Genomic DNA, 19,901 nt, shown 5'->3' on the forward strand with positions numbered 1-19,901 from the left:
AGCCTTTTATCGGCTTGTTTAGTGGCTCCAAAGCCAAAGCAACCAAATAGTCGGAATCGAGTACCTGTAAATAAAACAATTCCTGTCGAAATTCAGCGAGGAGCAATATGAAAAAAAAAGAAGCTAAACCCGTGAAAGCCGAGGCTTGGAGCGAGAACTCATCAATGAATTTATAAGGTCAACAGTAATTTAGCAATATAATTACGAGCCTCTTTTGTAATATGCAAAAATTAAAAGGAGAAAAGTATGAGAAAGCTGATTGTTATAGCCATAATAAGTGCAGTTCTAGGAATACCAAGCTTAGCGCTAGGAGATGCAGGAAACTCGCAAACAATATTCGAAGATAAGGGAGGAAGTCTTATTCTTCAAGGTGCACAATACATCTATGAGAACAAGAAGCAAGAAAGGGTTACGGATAATATCGATGGACTCGGGGCATTAGCCATACAAATGAAAATTTCTAGGGATTTTCCTAAATTAACCAAACAAATTATGGATGATGAAGCTTATCTTCAAAGAGCTTCTATGTTGTATGCACGCAATGTTATTGATCAACGCAGCCAATATGCAGCGATCGTCGATAAAGCCATAAGTTTGAAAGCTTTTCAGGAAGCAGAAAATCGTTTTAATGCAATTGTAGCATTGCTAGGTCAAGTCAAAAACGCGCAAGATTCGCAAAGCATTGCTGAATTACAGGCAAAAATTAAAGGAACATTAGCTATAATCGAGAATGAAGCAACAAAACTACATATGGTCACACATTTACGTGGCGCCGAGAAAGCACTCCTTGATCGACTAAAACGCAAACGCAATATGCAAATTTTTTACAGCGAAAACGAAAAGATGCCACAGATAAGGTACAGTAACCATAGGTAATATGTGCAATGTTAATAAATTTTTTATATGATTAACATTGTCTGTTTTATTGGTCTTATTTTCTAGCAGAAATAAAAACCGATACATAAAAATTAAGTGCTATCCCAACGTTTTTAAGGGATGCACAGGGGGGTGATCCACCTCAAAATTCTCTTGATAAAAATGCTTGTCGCAAATTGCATGAATGTCAATAAAACACTCAACAAGCATCAATGTCCCAAGATAATGAAAAAATAAAAATTCGCTAAAGAGGAATATCATGGACTTTGAAATGTTCACACAACTTTTCGATCAAGTCGAGAAGATAACGGGCAAATATGTCACGGATATTTCATCAAACGCGATTGCTGTAGCCACGCCCCTCGTATCAGTCGGTCTCACCATCTCTTTTATCATATATGGCTGGCTCATTATGCGCGGTGCAATAGATATGCCACTCTCTGGATTTGTAAACCGCTGTCTACGGGTGAGCATTATTACTTCAATTGCACTCACTGCAGGACTATATCAGACAAAAATTGTGGATTTGATAATAACAATGCCTCAAGACTTGTTAAACGCACTCATGGAAAATCCACAAGATCAAAACCAATTAAAAACATTGGTGGATAAAGCGGCAGAGGAAGGATTCATGCGTGCAGCTGAAGCATTTGAAGAAGCTGCTTTCTTAAATGCTGATGGGCTCCTATTCGGAATCTTTGGCATCCTTATCTTAATTGTAACAAGTTGCCTCGTAGCAACCAGTGGTGCATTCATTTTGTTAGCAAAGATCGCACTTCCGCTTCTCATCGGACTCGGACCTTTCTTTATCATTGCCTTGCTCTGGCAACCAACTTATCGCTTCTTCGAGCAATGGATAGCGCAACTCTTGAGCTATATCATTCTCACTGTACTCATAACCACTGTATCTAGTTTTATGCTGAATATCTTTGTCCATTATATGGAACAACTAGCATTTGATGGACAACAAAATATAAGTCACGCACTCGGTGGTTCTTGCATCCTATCCATTATCTCCATTGTACTGTTGCTAAAATTATCAAATATTGCAAGCGCTTTGGCAAAAGGCATTACATTTGGACATCTATGGACACTAGATGCAAGAAACCGTGCAGCCAAATGACAAAAATCTCCAATAGCGCAAGGAATAATCCTCCCCCGCTCTGGACCAACTCGTAGAAAAGTGAAATTAAAAAATAAATATAATCGTAGGCTATATATTTTACAATCAAAATTGAAATATAGATAAAAAAATGATAAAGCTTATTTTATATAGTCGAAAAAGAGGAATGTGAAAATGAAATCAATCATTTCTGCAATTTTGATTGCAAGCCTTTTATCGGCTTGTTTAGTGGCTCCAAAGCCAAAGCAACCAAATAGTCGGAATCGAGTACCTGTAAATAAAACAATTCCTGTCGAAATTCAGCGAGGAGCAATATGAAAAAAAAAGAAGCTAAGCCCGTGAAAGCCGAACGACTGAAAAGTTATTATGAAGAAAGCCGAGGCTTGGAACGAGAACTCATCAATGAATTTATAAGGTCGCGTAAAACAGCATGGCGAGTGGCAGGTATTCTTAGTATTTTAGGGCTTTTTGGCATGATGTGTGGAGTAGTTGGCTTTTCTCAACCAGCCCCCACTCCTTTAGTGCTGCGCGTCGATAATGCTACTGGTGCAGTTGATATTATCTCGGTGATGCGCGAACATGAAACAAGCTACGGTGAAGTAGTGGATAGATATTGGCTTAATCAATACGTGCTAAACCGTGAAAACTACGATTATAACACTATCCAGTTGAATTATGACACTACAGCACTTTTAAGTGCACCGACAGTTCAACAAGAATTTTATAAAATTTATGATGGTGAAAATGCACGTGACAAAATACTTTCTAACAAAATACGTATAACAGTTAAGGTGCGTTCAATACAGCCAAATGGTCAGGGACACGCAACCGTGCGTTTCACAACTCAACAGTACAATAATGACGGTACGCCTGCTGGAGCACAGCAGCATCAAATTGCAACGATTGGTTACACTTATGTTGGTGCACCAATGAAGTCATCTGATCGATTGCTTAACCCTCTTGGTTTTCAAATTACAAGCTACCGCACTGAATCGGAAATACTTTTAAATTGAGGAATTGACTATTATGAAGAAATTTGTGTTTGTTGTTTTACTGTCCTCACTTTATACAATACCCGTGCAGGCGCTCAAAACTCCATATCATTCACAGTATGATCATCGTGTTCGCTACGTGACTTACAACTTAGATGATGTCGTTCAAATTGAAACCGTTCTCGGCGTAGCAACACACATCATCCTTGAAGAGGGTGAGCAATATATTACTCATGCTTTTGGTGATTCTGAAGCCTATGCCTTTGCGCATAAAGGACGGCATATCTTTATTAAACCCAAAGCAGATTTTGCTAACACGAATCTTATCGTTGTTACTGACAAGCGCAGTTACAAATTCCGATTACAGTTTCGCAATGATCGTGCTGGAGCTACTTATGAATTAGCGTTCCATTATCCCGATACCGATAGCAAAAACTTACAAGGAAATATTCAGAGCGCTGCTATTGAGCGCGGTTTTCATCGAGGAGTAAAGGGATATAATCTTAACTATACCATGAGTGGTCATCAAGATATTGCACCAATAAATGTTTGGGACAACGGACGTATTACCTATTTCAAATTTTCCACTAATATGGATATGCCGTCAATTTACATGGTGGATTCTGAGGGAAATGAAAGCTTAATACCACGTACTATCGTAGGCAATGCTAATGATATCATTGCTGTTCACAAAGTAAATCCTACATGGTTCATACGACTTGGCAGACGCGTTTTAGCCATCTTTAATGAAGCTTATGACCCCAATGGCATACCAAACACAACTGGAACAGTATCTTCGATGGTTCGTCGCATCAATAAAGGAGACAAATGATGTTCGGCAATAAGAAAGGAGACGAAATCAATGCAGGCGAAAAACTGGATGATGTCGAGCAAAAACAGATTGAAGGTGCCTATGGCAGCTCCGAACTTAGACTGGAACGTCGTCCAATAATTCCTGGGATACGTGTATTATTAATGGTAGGATTTATTGCCATAATGATAGTACCAGCTGTGCTTTCTTGGAGAGCATTTAAAATGCGCAATACCGTAAAGGTTGAGGAAGAAAAGCCGCAACAAACGGTGCAACAAGTTATACCCAGTTATAACCCTCCAATTGAGGAGAAACCAAAAGTTATAGAAGAACCAGAACCGTTAAAACAGACAGAAGAGGAAGAAGAAGAAACGCAAACTCTTCCATCATCTTTGGCGCAACTTCTTCAAACAACTCTTCCACCACAATTGATAAAAGATTCTGAAGAGCTTGCACGTAAACGTATGTTAAGCTCGGGTCTTAATAGTGGTGGCAGTAGTGAAAGCTCTGCAGATAACTCAAAAAATAATACATCTAGTGACAGAGATGTCGGCATATTATCAGACAGATTACAGCCTATACGATTAAGTCCATCATATGCAGCTCAACTGCGTAACCGTGATCTGTTGATCACGCAAGGAACGCAAATAGATTGCATACTGGAAACAAGAATCATCACAACGCAGCCAGGAATGACCACATGTTATTTAACACGTGATGTTTATTCTACAAGCGGTCGGGTTGTACTGCTAGATCGCGGTTCCAAAGTTATCGGTTTTTATCAAAGTGGCTTACAACAAGGACAAGCACGTATTTTCGTGCAATGGTCGCGTGTTGAAACGCCTTCTGGTGTTATCGTAAATCTTGATTCACCTAGCACTGGTCCACTTGGAGAATCTGGTATTGGTGGTTGGATTGATGGGCATTTTTGGGAACGCTTTAGCGGTGCAATCATGGTTAGCATAATCGGTAATTTTGGAGAATGGGTGAAGAACAAAGTGAATAAGGAAAAGCCTCAAGACAGGCCACAGTTTCACGATTTTCAGAATGCTGAATCGATGGTTACAGATGTTCTTCAAAATTCAATCAACATTGCACCAACACTTTACAAAAATCAAGGCGAAAGAGTGAATATTCTTGTTGCTCGTGATCTGGATTTCAGTGATGTCTATAGTCTCACCACACGCTAATTATGTACAGAAAGATCAAGCAGTTGCACAACTTCTGCAGCCGCTTGATCGCTTCTTAGAAGATCCGAAAATTACTGAACTATCGATCTGTTGTCCTTGTGAGATATGGACAAAAAGCTTTGAGGGCTGGCAAATGCATAGCGCTCCAGAGCTAACAGCCTCTTTTTTGCAGACACTGATTACAGCCATTATCGTTTATAATGGTATGGCTCCAAAGAGCATTAATTATGTACTGTTACCTGGAGGACAGCGTGGTACAATTGTACAAACACCAGCTGTCATCAATGGTGCACTATCTTTTATGATTCGTAAGCATTCTCTTATAGTCAAAACACTAGAGGAGCTTAATAATGAAGGCGCATTCGATAATTTTACCGATGTAAGTTTCAATAAGCCTTCAGCAGAGGAAGCGGATAATTTGTTATTGCAGCATGATTTCACGCGATTAGAACCATTTGAAGTTCAACTACTGAAACTTAAACGTGATGGCAAAATTCTCGACTTTTTGGAAAAATGCGTACTTCATAAACGTAACATCGTCATTGCAGGCAAAACAGGATCAGGGAAAACTACATTTGCGCGCTCTTTGATTGAAAAAGTTCCTGTAGAAGAACGTATTATCACAATCGAAGATGTTCATGAACTTTTTCTTCCGAATCACCCTAATCATGTGCATATGATTTATGGTAACAGTGCAGGTCGTGTTTCAGCTGATGAATGCTTAGATGCATGTATGCGTCAATCGCCTGACCGCATTTTTCTGGCTGAGCTGCGTGGCAATGAAGCGTGGGAATATCTTAACTCGCTCAACACTGGGCACCCTGGATCAATTACAACAACCCACGCGAATAATGCGTTACAAACATTTGAACGATGTGCCACACTTATCAAAAGATCAGAAATTGGACGTCAACTTGACTTACAAATGATAAAGCAGGTACTCTACACTACAATTGATGTGGTGTTGTTCTTCAAAGATCGAAAGCTTTCTGAAGTTTTTTACGACCCAATTTTTTCTAAATCGAAGATGGTTTAAAGCGAAGTTGTCTCTCAATAATATCACAGAATTAATAAAAGCCGTGATAAACGTTCACGGACTTTTTATTTTAATTAAGCTTTTAAAATAATCTGCTTATCTCTCTTGCCTCTCTGATAGATTTTGAGCATTTCGGTAGCAGAAAAGGACTGACGGAAAAAATAGAATGAAAAACTTTTAAAACGAAAGCACAAAAACTATGGGCTGAACACAACAGAAATTTCTATTTTTCGCAAAAAAACCCTCCACACAATTTTGTCAAGATGACTCAAAATCTCTACGACATCCAAATTCGTTTAAGTAGGTACCAGTACAACTTTTTATCTATATTCAAGACGCATATTTCTCTCATCAACCATCTATTATCTCATACAGAGTAAAACACACATCTTTCATTCAATGAAAGCCACCTTTTAATCTTCATAAAAACCAACTAAAACTTCTATGAGGAATTTAGCCTGTGTAACAGCTCGAAAGAGTATAAAAAACATATAAAACGACTTACAGCTCTCCATCTGCCTCACATTTAACCAATAATTTTTAAAGGCGGCGTTCAACCATAAGTTTTTTAATCTCAGCAATTGCTTTCGCTGGATTTAAACCCTTTGGACAAGTTTGCGCACAATTCATAATGGTATGGCATCGATAGAGTCGAAAAGGATCCTCTAAATTATCAAGACGCTCACCGCACATTTCATCACGTGAATCAGCAATCCAACGATAAGCTTGGAGCAAAATAGCTGGTCCTAAATAACGATCACCATTCCACCAATAACTCGGACATGATGTTTGACAACATGCACATAAAATACACTCATAAAGACCATCGATTTTTTGGCGGTCGGAATAACTTTGCAACCATTCCTTAGCAGGTTCAGGCGAAACGGTTTGCAACCAAGGTTCAATCACACGATGCTGCGCGTAAAAATGCTTCAAGTCAGGAACCAAATCTTTAACAATCGGCATAGAAGGAAGAGGATATACCTTAATTGGATGCTTCACATCATCCATACCTTTTGTACAAGCCAAGGTATTTGTTCCATCAATATTCATTGCACAAGAACCACAAATACCTTCACGACACGATCGACGAAGTGTCAAAGTCGGGTCAATATGATTTTTGATAAACAAAAGACCATCAAGAATCATCGGACCGCAAGCTGAACGATCTACATAATAGGTATCAAGATGAGGATTTTCTTCATCATCGGGAGACCAACGGTAAACATGAAATTCCGTCAGCTGCGTAGCGCCTTCAGGTTTAGGCCAAACTTTTCCAGCTTTAACTTGAGAATTTTTGGGAAGCTTAATTTGTACCATAATTTATTCTCCCCTTAGTAAACACGTTTTTTAGGCGCAATACGTTTTAAATCGATACCACCATCTTCTTCAGATGTTAATGGATCAACATGAACAGGCCGATATGACAATGTTATCTTACCATCTTTTGATAGGCGCGAAAGCGTATGATGACGCCAATTTTTATCGTCACGTTCTGGATAATCTTCACGTGCATGAGCACCTCGGCTCTCCAAACGTGCTTCTGCAGAATAAACAGTATTCATTGCATTAATCATCAAATTTTCAAGCTCTAATGTTTCGACCAAATCAGAATTCCATATCAACGAACGATCCGTCACTCTAAGATCAGACAATTCGCCCCAAATTTTACTTATCCGTTGACACCCTTGCCGCAAAGAATCTGCTGTACGGAACACAGCAGCATCTTCCTGCATAGTGCGTTGCATTTTTTCGCGCAATACAGCTGTTGGTGTCCCTCCTTGAGCAAAACGTAATCGATCAAAACGTGCCATAATTTCGTCTACAGCAGCTTCATTAATAGGTGGAATTTCTGCATCACGATCAATCACTTCCCCTGCACGAATTGCAGCTGCACGCCCAAACACAACAAGATCAATCAGTGAATTTGAACCCAAACGGTTAGCACCATGAACAGAAGCACATCCTGCCTCACCCACTGCCATCAAACCTGGTTGGACACGATCAGGTGAATCCGCCGTTGGGTTTAGAGCTTCCCCATAATAATTGGTGGGAATACCACCCATGTTGTAGTGAACTGTTGGCAGAACAGGGATAGGATCTTTTGTCACATCAACATCTGCAAAAATTCGTGCTGATTCAGAAATACCTGGCAAACGCTCATGCAATATAGCAGGATCAATATGGTTCAGAACCAAATGAATATGATCTTTTCTCGGACCAACGCCGCGCCCTTCACGAATTTCAAGTGTAATACAACGCGAAACCAAATCACGTGACGCCAAATCTTTAAAGGAAGGCGCGTAACGCTCCATAAAGCGTTCCCCTTCAGAATTAATCAAATAGCCACCTTCCCCACGTGCTCCTTCTGTGATTAGGCAACCAGAACCATAAATACCCGTAGGATGAAATTGAACAAACTCCATATCCTGAAGTGGCAATCCTGCACGCGCGACCATTCCACCACCATCACCCGTACAGGTATGCGCTGAAGTTGCTGAAAAATAAGCACGCCCATACCCACCTGTTGCGAGAACAACCATCTTGGCAGAAAAACGATGTATTGTACCATCATCGAGATTCCACGCCACAACACCGGTACACACACCATCAGTCATGATCAAATCAAGCGCAAAATATTCAATAAAAAACTGCGCATTATGTTTTAAGCTTTGTCCATAAAGCGTATGCAAAATCGCATGCCCAGTGCGATCTGCTGCTGCACAAGTGCGTTGGACTGGCGGTCCTTCCCCAAATTCTGTCGTATGTCCCCCAAAAGGTCGTTGATAAATTTTTCCTTCTTGTGTACGTGAAAAAGGAACCCCATAATGCTCTAACTCGTATACAGCCGCAGGTGCATTACGCACCAAATATTCCATTGCATCAGTATCACCCAGCCAATCGGACCCTTTCACCGTATCATACAAATGCCACTGCCAATTGTCGGGTCCCATATTCGAAAGTGACGCTGCAATACCACCTTGAGCAGCAACTGTATGTGAGCGTGTTGGAAAAACCTTTGTAATACATGCTGTTTTTAACCCCTGCTCAGCCATACCAAGCGTTGCACGCAAACCTGCACCCCCTGCACCAACAACAACAACATCAAATTTATGATCTACATAGTGATAAGAGGCGTTACCTGCTTTAGTGCTCAGAGACGATCCTGTGCTCATCATATTGTTAACCCCCTAATGCAATGTTTAAAAGAGCAAAAATGATTATACCGCCCAAAACAAAACAAAATAAAACATTCAAAACCAGAAATAATATCTTCACGCTTTCACGCGGAATGTAATCTTCAATAACAACCTGCATTCCAAGTTTCATATAATAGAGAACTGAAACAGTCAGCAATCCCATCAAGACAGTAACAACAGGATGCGCAAGCCGTGCACGCACAATGCTATAATCTTGCCCCACGAGTGAAAGAACAAGAACAATAAAAAATATTAAAAGCGGCAGATTAATGAAACTCACCAAACGCTCTAACCAAAAATGCTCCGTCCCCGCACGCGCACTGCCAAGTCCGCGGACTTTTCCAAGTTCTGTTCGAAAATCTTTTTTCATACCTCGTCCTACCCCCAGCTAGACAATGCTATTCCAATAATCCAAATCGTAAGAGTGATAATAAGAGAAATAAAAACTGTTGCCCAAGCTGTTAGCGTTGCCTTTTTTTTAACCAACAGGCAAGGTTTCATGTCCCAAACAATGTGGCGAACACTCCCCACCATATGATGAACTCCAGCAAGCGTATAAAGAAACAAAATACAAAGCCCAAGCAAAGAACTATAAATTTCGTTAACTGTTCTAAATGCCTCTTCTCCACAAGCAATTGCAATTAACCAAATGGCAAGGAATACCATTCCGAAATAAAGTGCCACACCAGTAATACGGTGCGCAATTGACATTGCCATAGTGATGGACCAACGATAAATAGTTACGTGGGGAGAACGAGGGCGCTCTTTTGTCCTAGTTGTCTCTGTCATAAAATATCCTGACCTGATCTTCACTGCAACCGCCTCATGAGTGAGAAGACTCACACAAAACGACTATGTGCATTGTCATTTCCACTTGTTTGGCATCTAAAGAGCCAATATTACAGGTCGGTTGTCTCAAAAACGGATTAAAGGTCGCGCAGAAAAAAACCGATCGTTCTACAGACAAAAGCCATAAAACTTGCCTTATTTAGTACAATTTTATCTTCACGTCAAAGGTCTAACATCGTTTATCAAGTATAAACACGTATTTTTTCAAGCATATTCCATTTTGCTTGCAAATATTAATAACAGAGTCCAATAACATCTTCATCTTCATCTTTTGCGAAGAAGAAAGATCCGTAAATCTTTGATAACTATAACATTTTTCAACATCAAAGCGGTTTATTTAACCGAAAATAGACAATCATTAATGACACAAAAAAGCGACATAACAGCCGCTTTTTATGAAATTTAGCAGTCAGAAATATTTATTCAGCAGTTTGCTTTTCAGCATCCTTATTCGCTGTAACCGCTGCTTTTTCTCCCCCTTCAACAAGCTTTGCATCTTTTCTCCGATGATCTCTCTTTTCAGCAATACGTGCAGCCTTACCCCTCAAAGCACGAAGATAATAAAGCTTTGCACGACGCACTTTCCCTCGGCGCACAAGTTCAACACCTTCAATTAAGGGAGAATATACTGGAAATACACGTTCAACCCCCTCACCATAAGAAATTTTGCGCACTGTAAAGGTCTCATTCAAGCCACCTCCTGAACGCGCAATACAAACGCCTTCATAAGCCTGAACACGCGTGCGTGTCCCTTCGGTTACACGCACAAGAACACGCACTGTATCTCCTGCCTGAAATGCTGGCAATTGGCGTTTTGCCTCAATTTTTGCACATTGTTCAGCTTCTAGCTGCGCGATAATATTCATTTTCCTCATCCTTCATGGTTCTTTATCAAACAGTCAGAGCGCTCAACTCTTGCCGAAAAAGCTTTTTCATATAAGAAAGAAAGTTCTTTAGGCTATGCTTTACACAGGAGCGGATACACCATCCCTTAATTTTGAATCGGCAGAAAGTTCTTTACAAAAAACTCTCTAGAAAATGTGCCGTGCAATACACCATCTTGCAAAATGAATCAAGTTTTCTGACGATTTTTGTCAAAAAGAGCATAAAGATCAGGACGACGTTGCCGTGTTAACAGCTCGGCTTGTTGTTGCCGCCAATCCGCAATAGCTTTGTGATGACCCGACACTAATACTGGTGGAATACCACGCCCTTCAAAAACAGAAGGGCGTGTATATTGTGGATACTCAAGCAGCCCGTTCTCAAAACTTTCACACTCTCCAGAAGCTTTATTGCCCATAACCCTTGGTAGAAGACGCACAATAGCATCCAAGAGAACCAAAGCAGCCGTTTCCCCACCTGAAAGAATATAATCACCAATGGATACTTCTTCCAATTCCCGTGCTTCTATAACCCGCTCATCTACGCCTTCAAAACGCCCACAAACCAATGTCACTCCTGAACCAAGTGCTAGAGAACGCGCATAAGCTTGGGTAAAAGACCGACCACGCGGACTCATCAACAATCTTGGCGAATCATTTGGAAAACTATCAAGTGCAGCTGCTAGGACATCTGCCCGCATCACCATACCAGCACCACCCCCAGCTGGTGTATCATCAACACTACGGTGCTTATCATAAGAAAAGTCCCTGATTTGCACTGTCTCCAGCGACCATATTCCCTGCTTTAAAGCTTGCCCTGCTAAAGAATATCCTAAAAATCCAGGAAACATTTCAGGATAAAGTGTTAACACACGCGCTTGAAACCTCATTTTTGCATTCTTTCATATTTTTTGACGCTTTCATTTTGGTTCAAGCCCTTATTCCCCTTTTCCATTTTCTTCCTCTTCGCTCAAACCAGCTGCCACTGAATCGACAATAAGAAAGCCGGAAGCAATGCAAATTTTTGGCACCGCCGCCTTGCTAAATGGAATAAGCACAGTTTTGCACGTATCCAAACGCACTTCAAGCAAGTCACCAGCTCCGAAATTAAAAAAACCGCTCACCTCACCTAAAGTTTGACCTAGACAATTTTGCACACGAAGCCCTATTAAATCCACTTGATAAAATTCATCTTCAGCTAAATCATCAGCCAATTGATTGCGCATAACATAAAGACGAGTGCCTCTTAAAGCCTCAGCAGCGCTGCGTTCTTCAACCCCTTTAAAGTGCACAATAGCGTTATTTTTTTGCACACGAAGAGTAACAATTTCATAAGAACGTCCTCTATCGTCATAAAGAGTACCATAGGCTTTTAAACGCTGTGGTTCAGTACTCAACACTTTAACAAAAACATTTCCTTTTATACCATGTGCTGAACCAATAGTAGCAAGATAGACTTTATTTTTAAGCTTTTTTCTATTATGTTGCATGCAGAAATATCGTCTTTCAAAAATCAGTTCCTAGATTCCATAATTTTCTATTAAATTGTGTTGCCATATCAAAAATCTTCTCTAAAGACGTGATTTGGTAACAAAACAAATGAATATACAAAGGAGAGGCCTTATGGCAAATATTATGCTCTTTTACAAAGACATTACCCCTGTTAACAAAATTATCCATAAAAAGTTAAAATTTTCCCCCCCGAGTGACATGTCCTTTGCCAAGGATACGCACTGGGTACCTTTAGCAAGTAGTGAATATTTTCAAGCTGCTCTAGACTATCCGATTTTGTTTATGTCTGCACAAGATGAACAGAAAAAACGACATTATACATCCATTGCTCTTGTCGGTCTTTCAAACAACGAAAATGATTATATCGTCTCCGATAAAAGTTGGAAAAAAAATACTTATGTTCCCGCTTTTGTTCGTCGTTATCCTTTCGTTTTTGCACAAATTACAAGTGAAAAAGAGTTATCTGTTTGTTTTGATCAACAATCAGGGATGTTTAATGAAGTTACAGGAACAGAGCTCTTTAATTCAGATGGATCGATTTCACCCTTTATGGAAGAGCGTATTCATTTTCTTGAAAGCTTTAAAATTGCTATGGAAAAAACCACTGAATTTATTGATACTCTTGTAGAGATGGATCTTTTAAGCCAAAAGTCAATTAATGCGAAAAACGACAAAGGTCTTTCAGTACAATTGGAAGATTTCTGGATTGTTGATGAAGAAAAACTGAATAAATTATCTGCTCACCAACTGGGTAAACTCCATAAAAATGGTTTTTTAGGGTGGGTTTTTGCGCATCTGATGTCAATAAACAATCTTTTTAAAATACTCTCTTTAAAAGGTGAAAAGCAGATTGCCAACAATAAAGAACAGCCTCAAATGGAAAATAATCACTCCGGCGACGAAACTCCAAAAGAAGACGAAACTCCAAAAGAAAAAGAGACTCTCAATTAGAAATGCTCCAGCAAAGTGGCAGTAAAAAAGACAAAAATGCTTTTCTGATTCCAGCAGATCATGCCGTTTTACGTGCAAGAAAAAGCTGGCTGGATAGCCTTGTACAAACACGTCGTATGGCAGCACAAACAGCTCAAGCCTATGAACGTGATACCCGACAATTTTTGTCTTTTCTCTGTCAACATCTCGGGCATGAACCAACCTTTAATGATCTTGCTAATTTGCGCGTAATGGACTTGCGCGCTTATTTGGCTTATCGACGTACACACAATGTCAGTGCGCGCTCTTTAAGCAGAAATATGGCGGGGTTACGCTCTTTTTTCAGCTATTTATCCCGTAAAGGTATTGTTAACGTCCCTGCCTCTAAACTTGTTCGAACCCCAAAACACCCAAAATCACTTCCAAAACCTTTGGCTATAAAATCAGCACTTCATGTGGTTAAACAAGAAAATCAGCAGGCAAATGAATCGTGGATTATTGCTCGTAATGCTGCTGTTCTCATGCTTCTTTATGGTTGTGGAATGCGGATATCAGAAGCTCTCGCGCTCACACCAAAACAATTTTTTGACCCTGAGAAAAAAAGTTTATTTGTAACTGGAAAAGGGAACAAAACGCGCCTTGTCCCCCTCATCAAAATTGTTGACGAATCTGTACAAAATTATCTCAAATGCTGTCCCTATCCTTTAATAGATAACCAACCAATGTTCCGTGGTGCCCGAGGAGGTGTCTTGCAGCCAGCCATTATTCAACGAGCTGTTCGCAATTTACGCACACACCTTGGTTTGCCAGAAACAGCCACACCCCATACGCTTCGTCATTCTTTTGCCACACATCTTTTGGCACGAGGAGGAGATTTGCGCACCATTCAAGAACTTCTTGGACATGCCTGCTTATCTACCACACAAGCTTATACCCATGTTGACACAGATCGTCTGTTAGAAATTTATCAAAAAGCGCATCCCCGTGCTTGAAAAATTTTTAACAAAAAAAGTATTTTAAACAGATTCAATCTCAAGTGCCAAAGCGTGAACACGTGTTGCTAACTCTTTTTGCAAAACTTTATAAACCGCTCGATGTCTCTCTACACGCGTCATACCTGAAAAAGAAGAAGACAGAATTTTCACTCGAAAATGCGTCTCTCCTTTTCCATCAAAAGCATGCTCTTCATGAGGATGTCCAGCATGCAGATGACTCTCATTAATGACTTCAAGCTTTTGCGGACAAAACGCATCCTTAAGCTTCATTGTAATCTTTGTCTGAATCGTAGTAGACATTTCCACTCCTTCACGAATAAACAATGCAATGTGCTTTTTATTATAAAATGATTATAAAATACGTGTGAAAATAAATTTTTCAAAAGTCAATTCTTGTCAAACCAATTGATTTTGCATACATCAAAGATATGACAATAACATCTAAATTATTCGATTCAATTCGCATTAGCTCTAATAAAAAAGAAAAGTCTGAAGCACAAGCACAACAGTGCCAGTGGGAAGGTTGCGAAAAAACAGGAACACATAGAGCACCAGCAGGTCGAAATCACGAAGGACAATATTTATATTTTTGTCTCAATCATGTGCGTGCTTATAATAAAAATTTTAATTACTTCTCTAATCTTAGCGATAAAGATATCGCAAAGTTTCAAAAAGATGCTCTCACAGGGCATCGCCCAACTTGGCCCACTAACCTTAACAACAGTGCGTCGAAAAAAACATCTGCCAACTATTCAAAAATCCGCTCTGGTACAGCTGCCTATCAAAACCGTATGCACGATCCATTTACTTTGTTTACGCAGCGACATTCTGCCAGTACTTTTTCACGAAAATTAAAACCCTTAGAAGCTAAAGCTTTTGATACATTAGGATTAAAAGAAAATGCTTCAGCTGAAGATATTAAAACAAAATATAAAGAACTGGTTAAAATGCATCATCCTGATACCAATGGGGGAAATCGTTCTTCAGAAGAACGGTTTCGCGATGTTCTCAACGCTTATAATTTACTCAAAAAATCTGGTCTATGCTAAAGAGCGTGTACTCATATCAACGCGCTCTTATCCGAATTTTAAGTCTGGGCTGGTCACTATTTTTCACAGACAGTATAAAACATAATATCAAGCATCTTTTTCATACCTAAAACGCCTTTTATAGAGCATTGCATAAGTGCTCTAACTTTTGTATCGTCTTCAAACGAATAAAAATGAACAGCGTATTTTTTTCCAGAAAAACAATGAAAAAGACAAATCCTCCTGTTAAAAACGTGCCCGATATCACACTGTGCGCTCGCGATCTGTTTAATATTGATACAGATATGAAAGTGCCTGCTTTTAGTACAAAGAGTCCCCACGTTCCTGATTTAGATCCCAATTATCTTTTTGATCCGCAAACAACTTTAGCGATCTTAGCAGGCTTTGCATTTAACCGTCGTGTCATGGTCTCTGGCTATCACGGCACGGGGAAATCAACGCATATTGAACAAGTTGCAGCACGCCTTAATTGGCCTTGTATTCGAATTAATCTTGATAGCCATGTTAGTCGTATTGACCTAGTGGGAAAAGACGCCATTGTCTTGAAAGATGGTTTACAAATTACTGAATTTAAAGAAGGTATTTTGCCATGGACTTATCAAAACAATATCGCTCTTGTTTTTGATGAATATGATGCAGGTCGACCCGATGTTATGTTTGTCATCCAACGTGTCCTTGAAGCCTCTGGACAATTAAGTTTGCTTGATCAAAGTCGTGTTATTGCCCCTCATCCAGCATTTCGTCTTTTTGCGACTGCAAACACCATTGGTCTTGGTGATACAACAGGACTTTATCATGGCACACAACAAATCAATCAGGCACAAATGGATCGCTGGTCCATTGTAACGATATTAAATTATTTACCTCATGACAAGGAAGTGGATATCGTTTATTCGAAGGTTAAATCTTTTCAGACAGCCGAAGGAAAAAAGACAATTTCACAAATGGTGCATGTTGCTGATATGGTACGTCAATCTTTTATCAATGGGGATCTTTCAACAGTTATGAGCCCACGTACTGTCATTACTTGGGCAGAAAACACCACGATTTTTCAAAATGTTGGGTTTGCTTTTCGGTTAACCTTTCTCAATAAATGTGATGAACTTGAACGTGCCACTGTTGCAGAGTTTTATCAACGTGCCTTTGGACAAGAACTTCCCGAATCATTCATTCACAGTGTCTTGCCTTAAAGGATACGTCAATCATGGCAGCAAAAACTGGGGACAATAGCCAAAATCTGACAAATGCCCCTTCCAACAGCACCCTTAATGCTGATGCTTTTAAAAAAGCCATTTCCACCTGTATCCGTGCAATTGCTGGCACGCACGATCTGATAATTTCTTTTAGCCATCACAGACCATCCTTAAGCGAAAATTATGCACGTTTGCCAGAGCTTCCACAAAACGCAACAAATAAAGATATTGCAGTTACCCGTGGATTAGGTGATTCCATGGCTCTACGCAAAGCGTGGCATGATAATGACATTCACATGCGATTTGCTCCCGTAGAATCAGAAGCACGCGCCGTCTTTGACGCTCTGGAACAAACACGTGTCGAAGCAATCGGCACTTTAGCCATGGAGGGAATTGCAAAAAATCTTGAAAGTATGCTTGCCGATAAATATCAAAGAGCCCATTATCAGAAAATTAGCACCCAGAGTGAAGCCCCGATCCAAGAAGCAATTGCGCTTTTACTGCGTGAAAAAATAACAAAGCGCCCTCCTCCAAAAGAAGCTGGATCTGTATTAGAATTATGGCGTCACTCAATTGAGCAAAAAATAGCAACAGAGTTGAACGAACTTACACACCATATTCATAACCAGCGTGCTTTCGCACAAATCGTTCGTCAAATGCTTTCTGCACTAAAAATGGCAGTCGAACTCGAAGAAACTTCTGACAATGTAAACAATAAAAAACTAAAAAACGGATGTGAAGCTGAAAACCAAATAGCAAAAGAAAATGAAAACGAAAAACACGCGCAAAGCAAGGAGCAGACAACAACTGAACACGAAAGCGATGTGCAAGACAAAGGGAAAACGCAGGCAACTCACTCAAATGACAATGATAAAGCTGAAGAAGAGCAAAAAAGCCATCGGCAAGAAAAAACGAGCAGATCCAAACGTCCTCTTGCTGTTTTGGAAGAAATGGAAGAACTTGCTGATTATAAAATTTTCACTCGTCAATTTGATAAAATTTTGGCAGCGACTGATTTTTGTTCTGAAAGCGAATTGGATCGTTTGCGCCATTATCTTGATAAGCAAACCAATCATCTCCAAAGCATTGTTGGACGTTTAGCAAATCGCCTACAGCGCCGCCTTATGGCACAACAAAATCGCAGTTGGAATTTTGATCTTGAGGAAGGATATCTCGACACAGCACGACTTCCACGTCTTATTATTGACCCAATGCAACCACTTTCTTTCAAAATGGAAAGCAACACCCAATTTCGAGATACTGTTGTTTCCTTACTCATTGATAATTCAGGATCAATGCGAGGACGACCGATTACTGTGGCAGCAAGCTGTGCGGATATTTTAGCGCAAACTTTAGAGCGTTGTGGAATCAAAGTTGAAATTTTAGGCTTTACCACCAAAACTTGGAAAGGAGGACAATCGCGTGAACAGTGGCTCAGCCAAAATAAGCCCAATAATCCTGGGCGTCTTAATGATTTATGCCATATCATCTATAAAAGTGCCGATGCACCATGGCGTCGAGCACGACGCAATTTAGGTCTAATGATGCAGGAAGGATTATTGAAAGAAAATATCGATGGTGAAGCACTTATTTGGGCTCATCAACGCCTTTTATCACGGCGTGAACAGCGTCGCATTCTCATGGTTATTTCTGACGGAGCACCTGTTGACGATTCAACACTTTCCGTTAATCTCAGCAATTATCTTGAAAAACATTTGCGCACAGTGATTCAAAAAATCCAAACATATTCGCCCATTGAACTCATTGCCATTGGGATTGGTCATGATGTTACACGCTATTATCAACGTGCTGTTACAATTATGAATGCCGAAGAATTAGCCGACGCTATCACAAAACAATTAGCAGAGCTCTTTAGCAATAAAAATCTTCATTCTCATAAAAGATTTTAATAAAATCCCTTTTAAATCAGTAATGGATAGATATTTTTAACATGCTATATCAACAAAAATATCTCTAGCAAACATACCTCTAAAATGCTGCTCTCTGGGAATATGACGTGAAATATTCTTTCCTTGTAAAAAGACAAGAAAACAAATCTTGTTATTTATTACAAATTAAAGAAAATTACTTTTTGAATGACTCTGATAAAGAGGAAGCTTCAAATTGGTCAGGATTGTTCCATAGGGAATCAACATAAGCAGACTCATAACAATTTTTACCGAAAAATCACCAAAAGCAAGTGAGAGCCAAACTGGAACCTCAACCCCAAAGAAAATACTGCTCTGGGCGAGAGAACTATTAGCATAACCTGTCATCTGATCGATAAAGGCAAAAGAGCTAGCAAAGGCAAGAGCGAAAAACAAAATCGTATCCAAAGCTGAACCAACCAATGCTGCAGCCAAAGGTGCTTTCCACCACGCTTTACGCCTCAAAGGAGAAAAAACGACAATATCAAGAAGTTGTCCAAATAAAAATGCTGAACTAGAGGCAATTGCAAGCCGCGGTGTAGCTAACATCCAAGAAACAAAAAAACCTGCAAAAAAACCTGCATAAACCACGCACCGCGCTGCAGCTGGACCATAAAAACGATTGGTCAAGTCATTAATCAGAAAAGCAATCGGATAGGTAAAAGCACCATAGGTCAACAGTTCATTCAAATCAAACCAGTAGACAGGATACTGAACCAAAATGTTAGAAAGGGTCACAGCAAGACACATTGCAAAACTGGAAAAAACAATATATCTGTTCTTTTGCTGTGTTAACGAGAGATCGCGTGCTGAAAACATCTTTTAAACCTAAGAAATGGAACACATTAAAATACAGCGATCAAACAGTAAAAAACTAAAAAACAATCCCTTTCTCCCCTCAAATGAGAAAAAGCAATTCAGTTTTGTAAAAAGCTAGACGATTACGCTACTTGTTCAGCCTTTTTCTTAACGATCTGGCGCTTTAACAAACGCGCCCGCTGTGACAATTCTTTATCATCAGCTTTTACCAAAAAGCTATCAAGACCACCGCGGTGCTCAACAGAACGTAAAGCACTTGCTGCAACACGTAAACGATAGCTTTGCTGCAACACTTCTGAAATCAATGTCACATTGCAAAGATTTGGTAAAAAACGACGACGGGTTTTATTATTTGCATGGCTAACATTATTGCCGTACTGAACCGTTTTTCCTGTCAATTCGCAAGCACGAGACATAGACTTCACCTTTAAATTCTAAGAAACTCTTAAACCCCAATCCCAGCAAGACAGAATGAATACACAACACTATATGAATACACAATACTGCCTTAAGCGGA

The 19,901-nt window shown here is 39.8% G+C and carries 23 protein-coding genes; 13 read left to right on the forward strand and 10 right to left on the reverse strand.

What is annotated here, in order from left to right:
- From ACMFKV_RS00130 to virB11, 8 genes are all read left to right on the forward strand, one after another.
- Window positions 1-111, forward strand: a 111-nt coding sequence (locus ACMFKV_RS00130) for a TrwH protein (protein ID WP_413154360.1), incomplete at its 5' end; no start/stop codon positions are given.
- A 135-nt stretch (window positions 112-246) separates the two neighbouring features.
- Window positions 247-876 (forward strand): TrbJ/VirB5 family protein, encoded by a 630-nt coding sequence (locus tag ACMFKV_RS00135; protein ID WP_413154183.1) that lies wholly within the window; start codon window positions 247-249, stop codon window positions 874-876.
- Window positions 877-1,135: 259 nt separating this feature from the next.
- Window positions 1,136-1,999 (forward strand): TrbL/VirB6 family protein, encoded by an 864-nt coding sequence (locus ACMFKV_RS00140; RefSeq protein WP_413154184.1) that lies wholly within the window; start codon window positions 1,136-1,138, stop codon window positions 1,997-1,999.
- A 174-nt stretch (window positions 2,000-2,173) separates the two neighbouring features.
- Entirely contained in the window at window positions 2,174-2,317 is a 144-nt protein-coding gene (locus tag ACMFKV_RS00145) for a TrwH protein (RefSeq protein ID WP_336287518.1), read from the forward strand.
- On the forward strand, window positions 2,314-3,012 hold the full coding sequence (locus ACMFKV_RS00150; protein WP_413154186.1) for a VirB8 family type IV secretion system protein: 699 nt from the start codon (window positions 2,314-2,316) through the stop codon (window positions 3,010-3,012). The genes ACMFKV_RS00145 and ACMFKV_RS00150 overlap by 4 nt, the downstream gene beginning before the upstream one ends.
- Before the next feature lie 13 nt (window positions 3,013-3,025).
- Window positions 3,026-3,823, forward strand: coding sequence for a P-type conjugative transfer protein VirB9 (gene virB9, locus ACMFKV_RS00155; RefSeq protein WP_413154187.1), 798 nt, complete (start codon window positions 3,026-3,028; stop codon window positions 3,821-3,823).
- Entirely contained in the window at window positions 3,823-4,992 is a 1,170-nt protein-coding gene (gene virB10, locus ACMFKV_RS00160) for a type IV secretion system protein VirB10 (protein WP_413154361.1), read from the forward strand. Before virB9 ends, virB10 begins: the two co-directional genes overlap by 1 nt.
- Window positions 4,964-6,028: a P-type DNA transfer ATPase VirB11 gene (gene virB11 / locus ACMFKV_RS00165; RefSeq protein WP_413154188.1), complete on the forward strand. Its 1,065-nt coding sequence runs from the start codon at window positions 4,964-4,966 to the stop codon at window positions 6,026-6,028. Before virB10 ends, virB11 begins: the two co-directional genes overlap by 29 nt.
- Window positions 6,029-6,568: 540 nt before the next feature.
- Here virB11 and ACMFKV_RS00170 read toward each other — a convergent pair.
- From ACMFKV_RS00170 to rimM, 7 genes are all read right to left on the reverse strand, one after another.
- Window positions 6,569-7,348, reverse strand: a complete 780-nt coding sequence (locus ACMFKV_RS00170; RefSeq protein WP_336287523.1) for a succinate dehydrogenase iron-sulfur subunit — start codon at window positions 7,346-7,348, stop codon at window positions 6,569-6,571.
- 14 nt (window positions 7,349-7,362) lie between these two features.
- Window positions 7,363-9,207 carry a succinate dehydrogenase flavoprotein subunit gene (sdhA, locus tag ACMFKV_RS00175; RefSeq protein ID WP_336287524.1) on the reverse strand — a complete coding sequence of 615 codons (1,845 nt, stop codon included), beginning with the start codon at window positions 9,205-9,207 and terminating at the stop codon, window positions 7,363-7,365.
- 4 nt (window positions 9,208-9,211) lie between these two features.
- Entirely contained in the window at window positions 9,212-9,598 is a 387-nt protein-coding gene (sdhD, locus tag ACMFKV_RS00180) for a succinate dehydrogenase, hydrophobic membrane anchor protein (RefSeq protein ID WP_336287525.1), read from the reverse strand.
- Between the two features lie 8 nt (window positions 9,599-9,606).
- A complete protein-coding gene (sdhC, locus tag ACMFKV_RS00185; protein WP_336287526.1) occupies window positions 9,607-10,017 on the reverse strand; it encodes a succinate dehydrogenase, cytochrome b556 subunit in 411 nt (136 codons plus the stop codon).
- Between the two features lie 479 nt (window positions 10,018-10,496).
- Window positions 10,497-10,943, reverse strand: coding sequence for a 50S ribosomal protein L19 (gene rplS, locus ACMFKV_RS00190; RefSeq protein ID WP_336287527.1), 447 nt, complete (start codon window positions 10,941-10,943; stop codon window positions 10,497-10,499).
- Window positions 10,944-11,149: 206 nt separating this feature from the next.
- Window positions 11,150-11,848 (reverse strand): tRNA (guanosine(37)-N1)-methyltransferase TrmD, encoded by a 699-nt coding sequence (trmD, locus tag ACMFKV_RS00195; protein WP_413154189.1) that lies wholly within the window; start codon window positions 11,846-11,848, stop codon window positions 11,150-11,152.
- A 48-nt stretch (window positions 11,849-11,896) separates the two neighbouring features.
- The gene (gene rimM, locus ACMFKV_RS00200) at window positions 11,897-12,448 is read right to left on the reverse strand and encodes a ribosome maturation factor RimM (RefSeq protein WP_413154190.1); all 552 of its coding nucleotides are present in this window, start codon (window positions 12,446-12,448) and stop codon (window positions 11,897-11,899) included.
- Window positions 12,449-12,581: 133 nt separating this feature from the next.
- Between rimM and ACMFKV_RS00205 the strand changes: the two genes are divergently transcribed.
- Both ACMFKV_RS00205 and ACMFKV_RS00210 read left to right on the forward strand, forming a co-directional pair.
- Window positions 12,582-13,421, forward strand: coding sequence for a SapC family protein (locus ACMFKV_RS00205; protein ID WP_336287530.1), 840 nt, complete (start codon window positions 12,582-12,584; stop codon window positions 13,419-13,421).
- A 2-nt stretch (window positions 13,422-13,423) separates the two neighbouring features.
- Window positions 13,424-14,392: a tyrosine recombinase XerC gene (locus tag ACMFKV_RS00210; protein WP_336287531.1), complete on the forward strand. Its 969-nt coding sequence runs from the start codon at window positions 13,424-13,426 to the stop codon at window positions 14,390-14,392.
- Between the two features lie 24 nt (window positions 14,393-14,416).
- Here the strand turns inward: ACMFKV_RS00210 and ACMFKV_RS00215 are convergent, their stop codons facing one another.
- Entirely contained in the window at window positions 14,417-14,695 is a 279-nt protein-coding gene (locus ACMFKV_RS00215; RefSeq protein ID WP_336287532.1) for a BolA family protein, read from the reverse strand.
- Window positions 14,696-14,823: 128 nt separating this feature from the next.
- On the opposite strand from ACMFKV_RS00215, the gene ACMFKV_RS00220 reads away from it, so the two are divergent.
- The 3 genes from ACMFKV_RS00220 to cobT all read left to right on the forward strand — a co-directional run bounded on the left by ACMFKV_RS00220 (window position 14,824) and on the right by cobT (window position 18,547).
- Window positions 14,824-15,444, forward strand: coding sequence for a J domain-containing protein (locus ACMFKV_RS00220; protein ID WP_336287533.1), 621 nt, complete (start codon window positions 14,824-14,826; stop codon window positions 15,442-15,444).
- Between the two features lie 203 nt (window positions 15,445-15,647).
- Window positions 15,648-16,634: a cobaltochelatase subunit CobS gene (gene cobS / locus ACMFKV_RS00225; protein WP_336287534.1), complete on the forward strand. Its 987-nt coding sequence runs from the start codon at window positions 15,648-15,650 to the stop codon at window positions 16,632-16,634.
- Between the two features lie 14 nt (window positions 16,635-16,648).
- Window positions 16,649-18,547, forward strand: coding sequence for a cobaltochelatase subunit CobT (gene cobT / locus ACMFKV_RS00230; protein WP_336287535.1), 1,899 nt, complete (start codon window positions 16,649-16,651; stop codon window positions 18,545-18,547).
- A 165-nt stretch (window positions 18,548-18,712) separates the two neighbouring features.
- Here cobT and ACMFKV_RS00235 read toward each other — a convergent pair whose 3' ends face one another.
- Both ACMFKV_RS00235 and rpmB read right to left on the reverse strand, forming a co-directional pair.
- Window positions 18,713-19,384, reverse strand: coding sequence for a VUT family protein (locus tag ACMFKV_RS00235; protein WP_336287536.1), 672 nt, complete (start codon window positions 19,382-19,384; stop codon window positions 18,713-18,715).
- Between the two features lie 122 nt (window positions 19,385-19,506).
- Entirely contained in the window at window positions 19,507-19,800 is a 294-nt protein-coding gene (gene rpmB, locus ACMFKV_RS00240; RefSeq protein ID WP_336287537.1) for a 50S ribosomal protein L28, read from the reverse strand.
- Window positions 19,801-19,901: the final 101 nt, after the last annotated feature.

The sequence above is a fragment of the Bartonella propinqua genome (assembly GCF_047263965.1).
Classification (GTDB): Bacteria; Pseudomonadota; Alphaproteobacteria; order Rhizobiales; family Rhizobiaceae; genus Bartonella.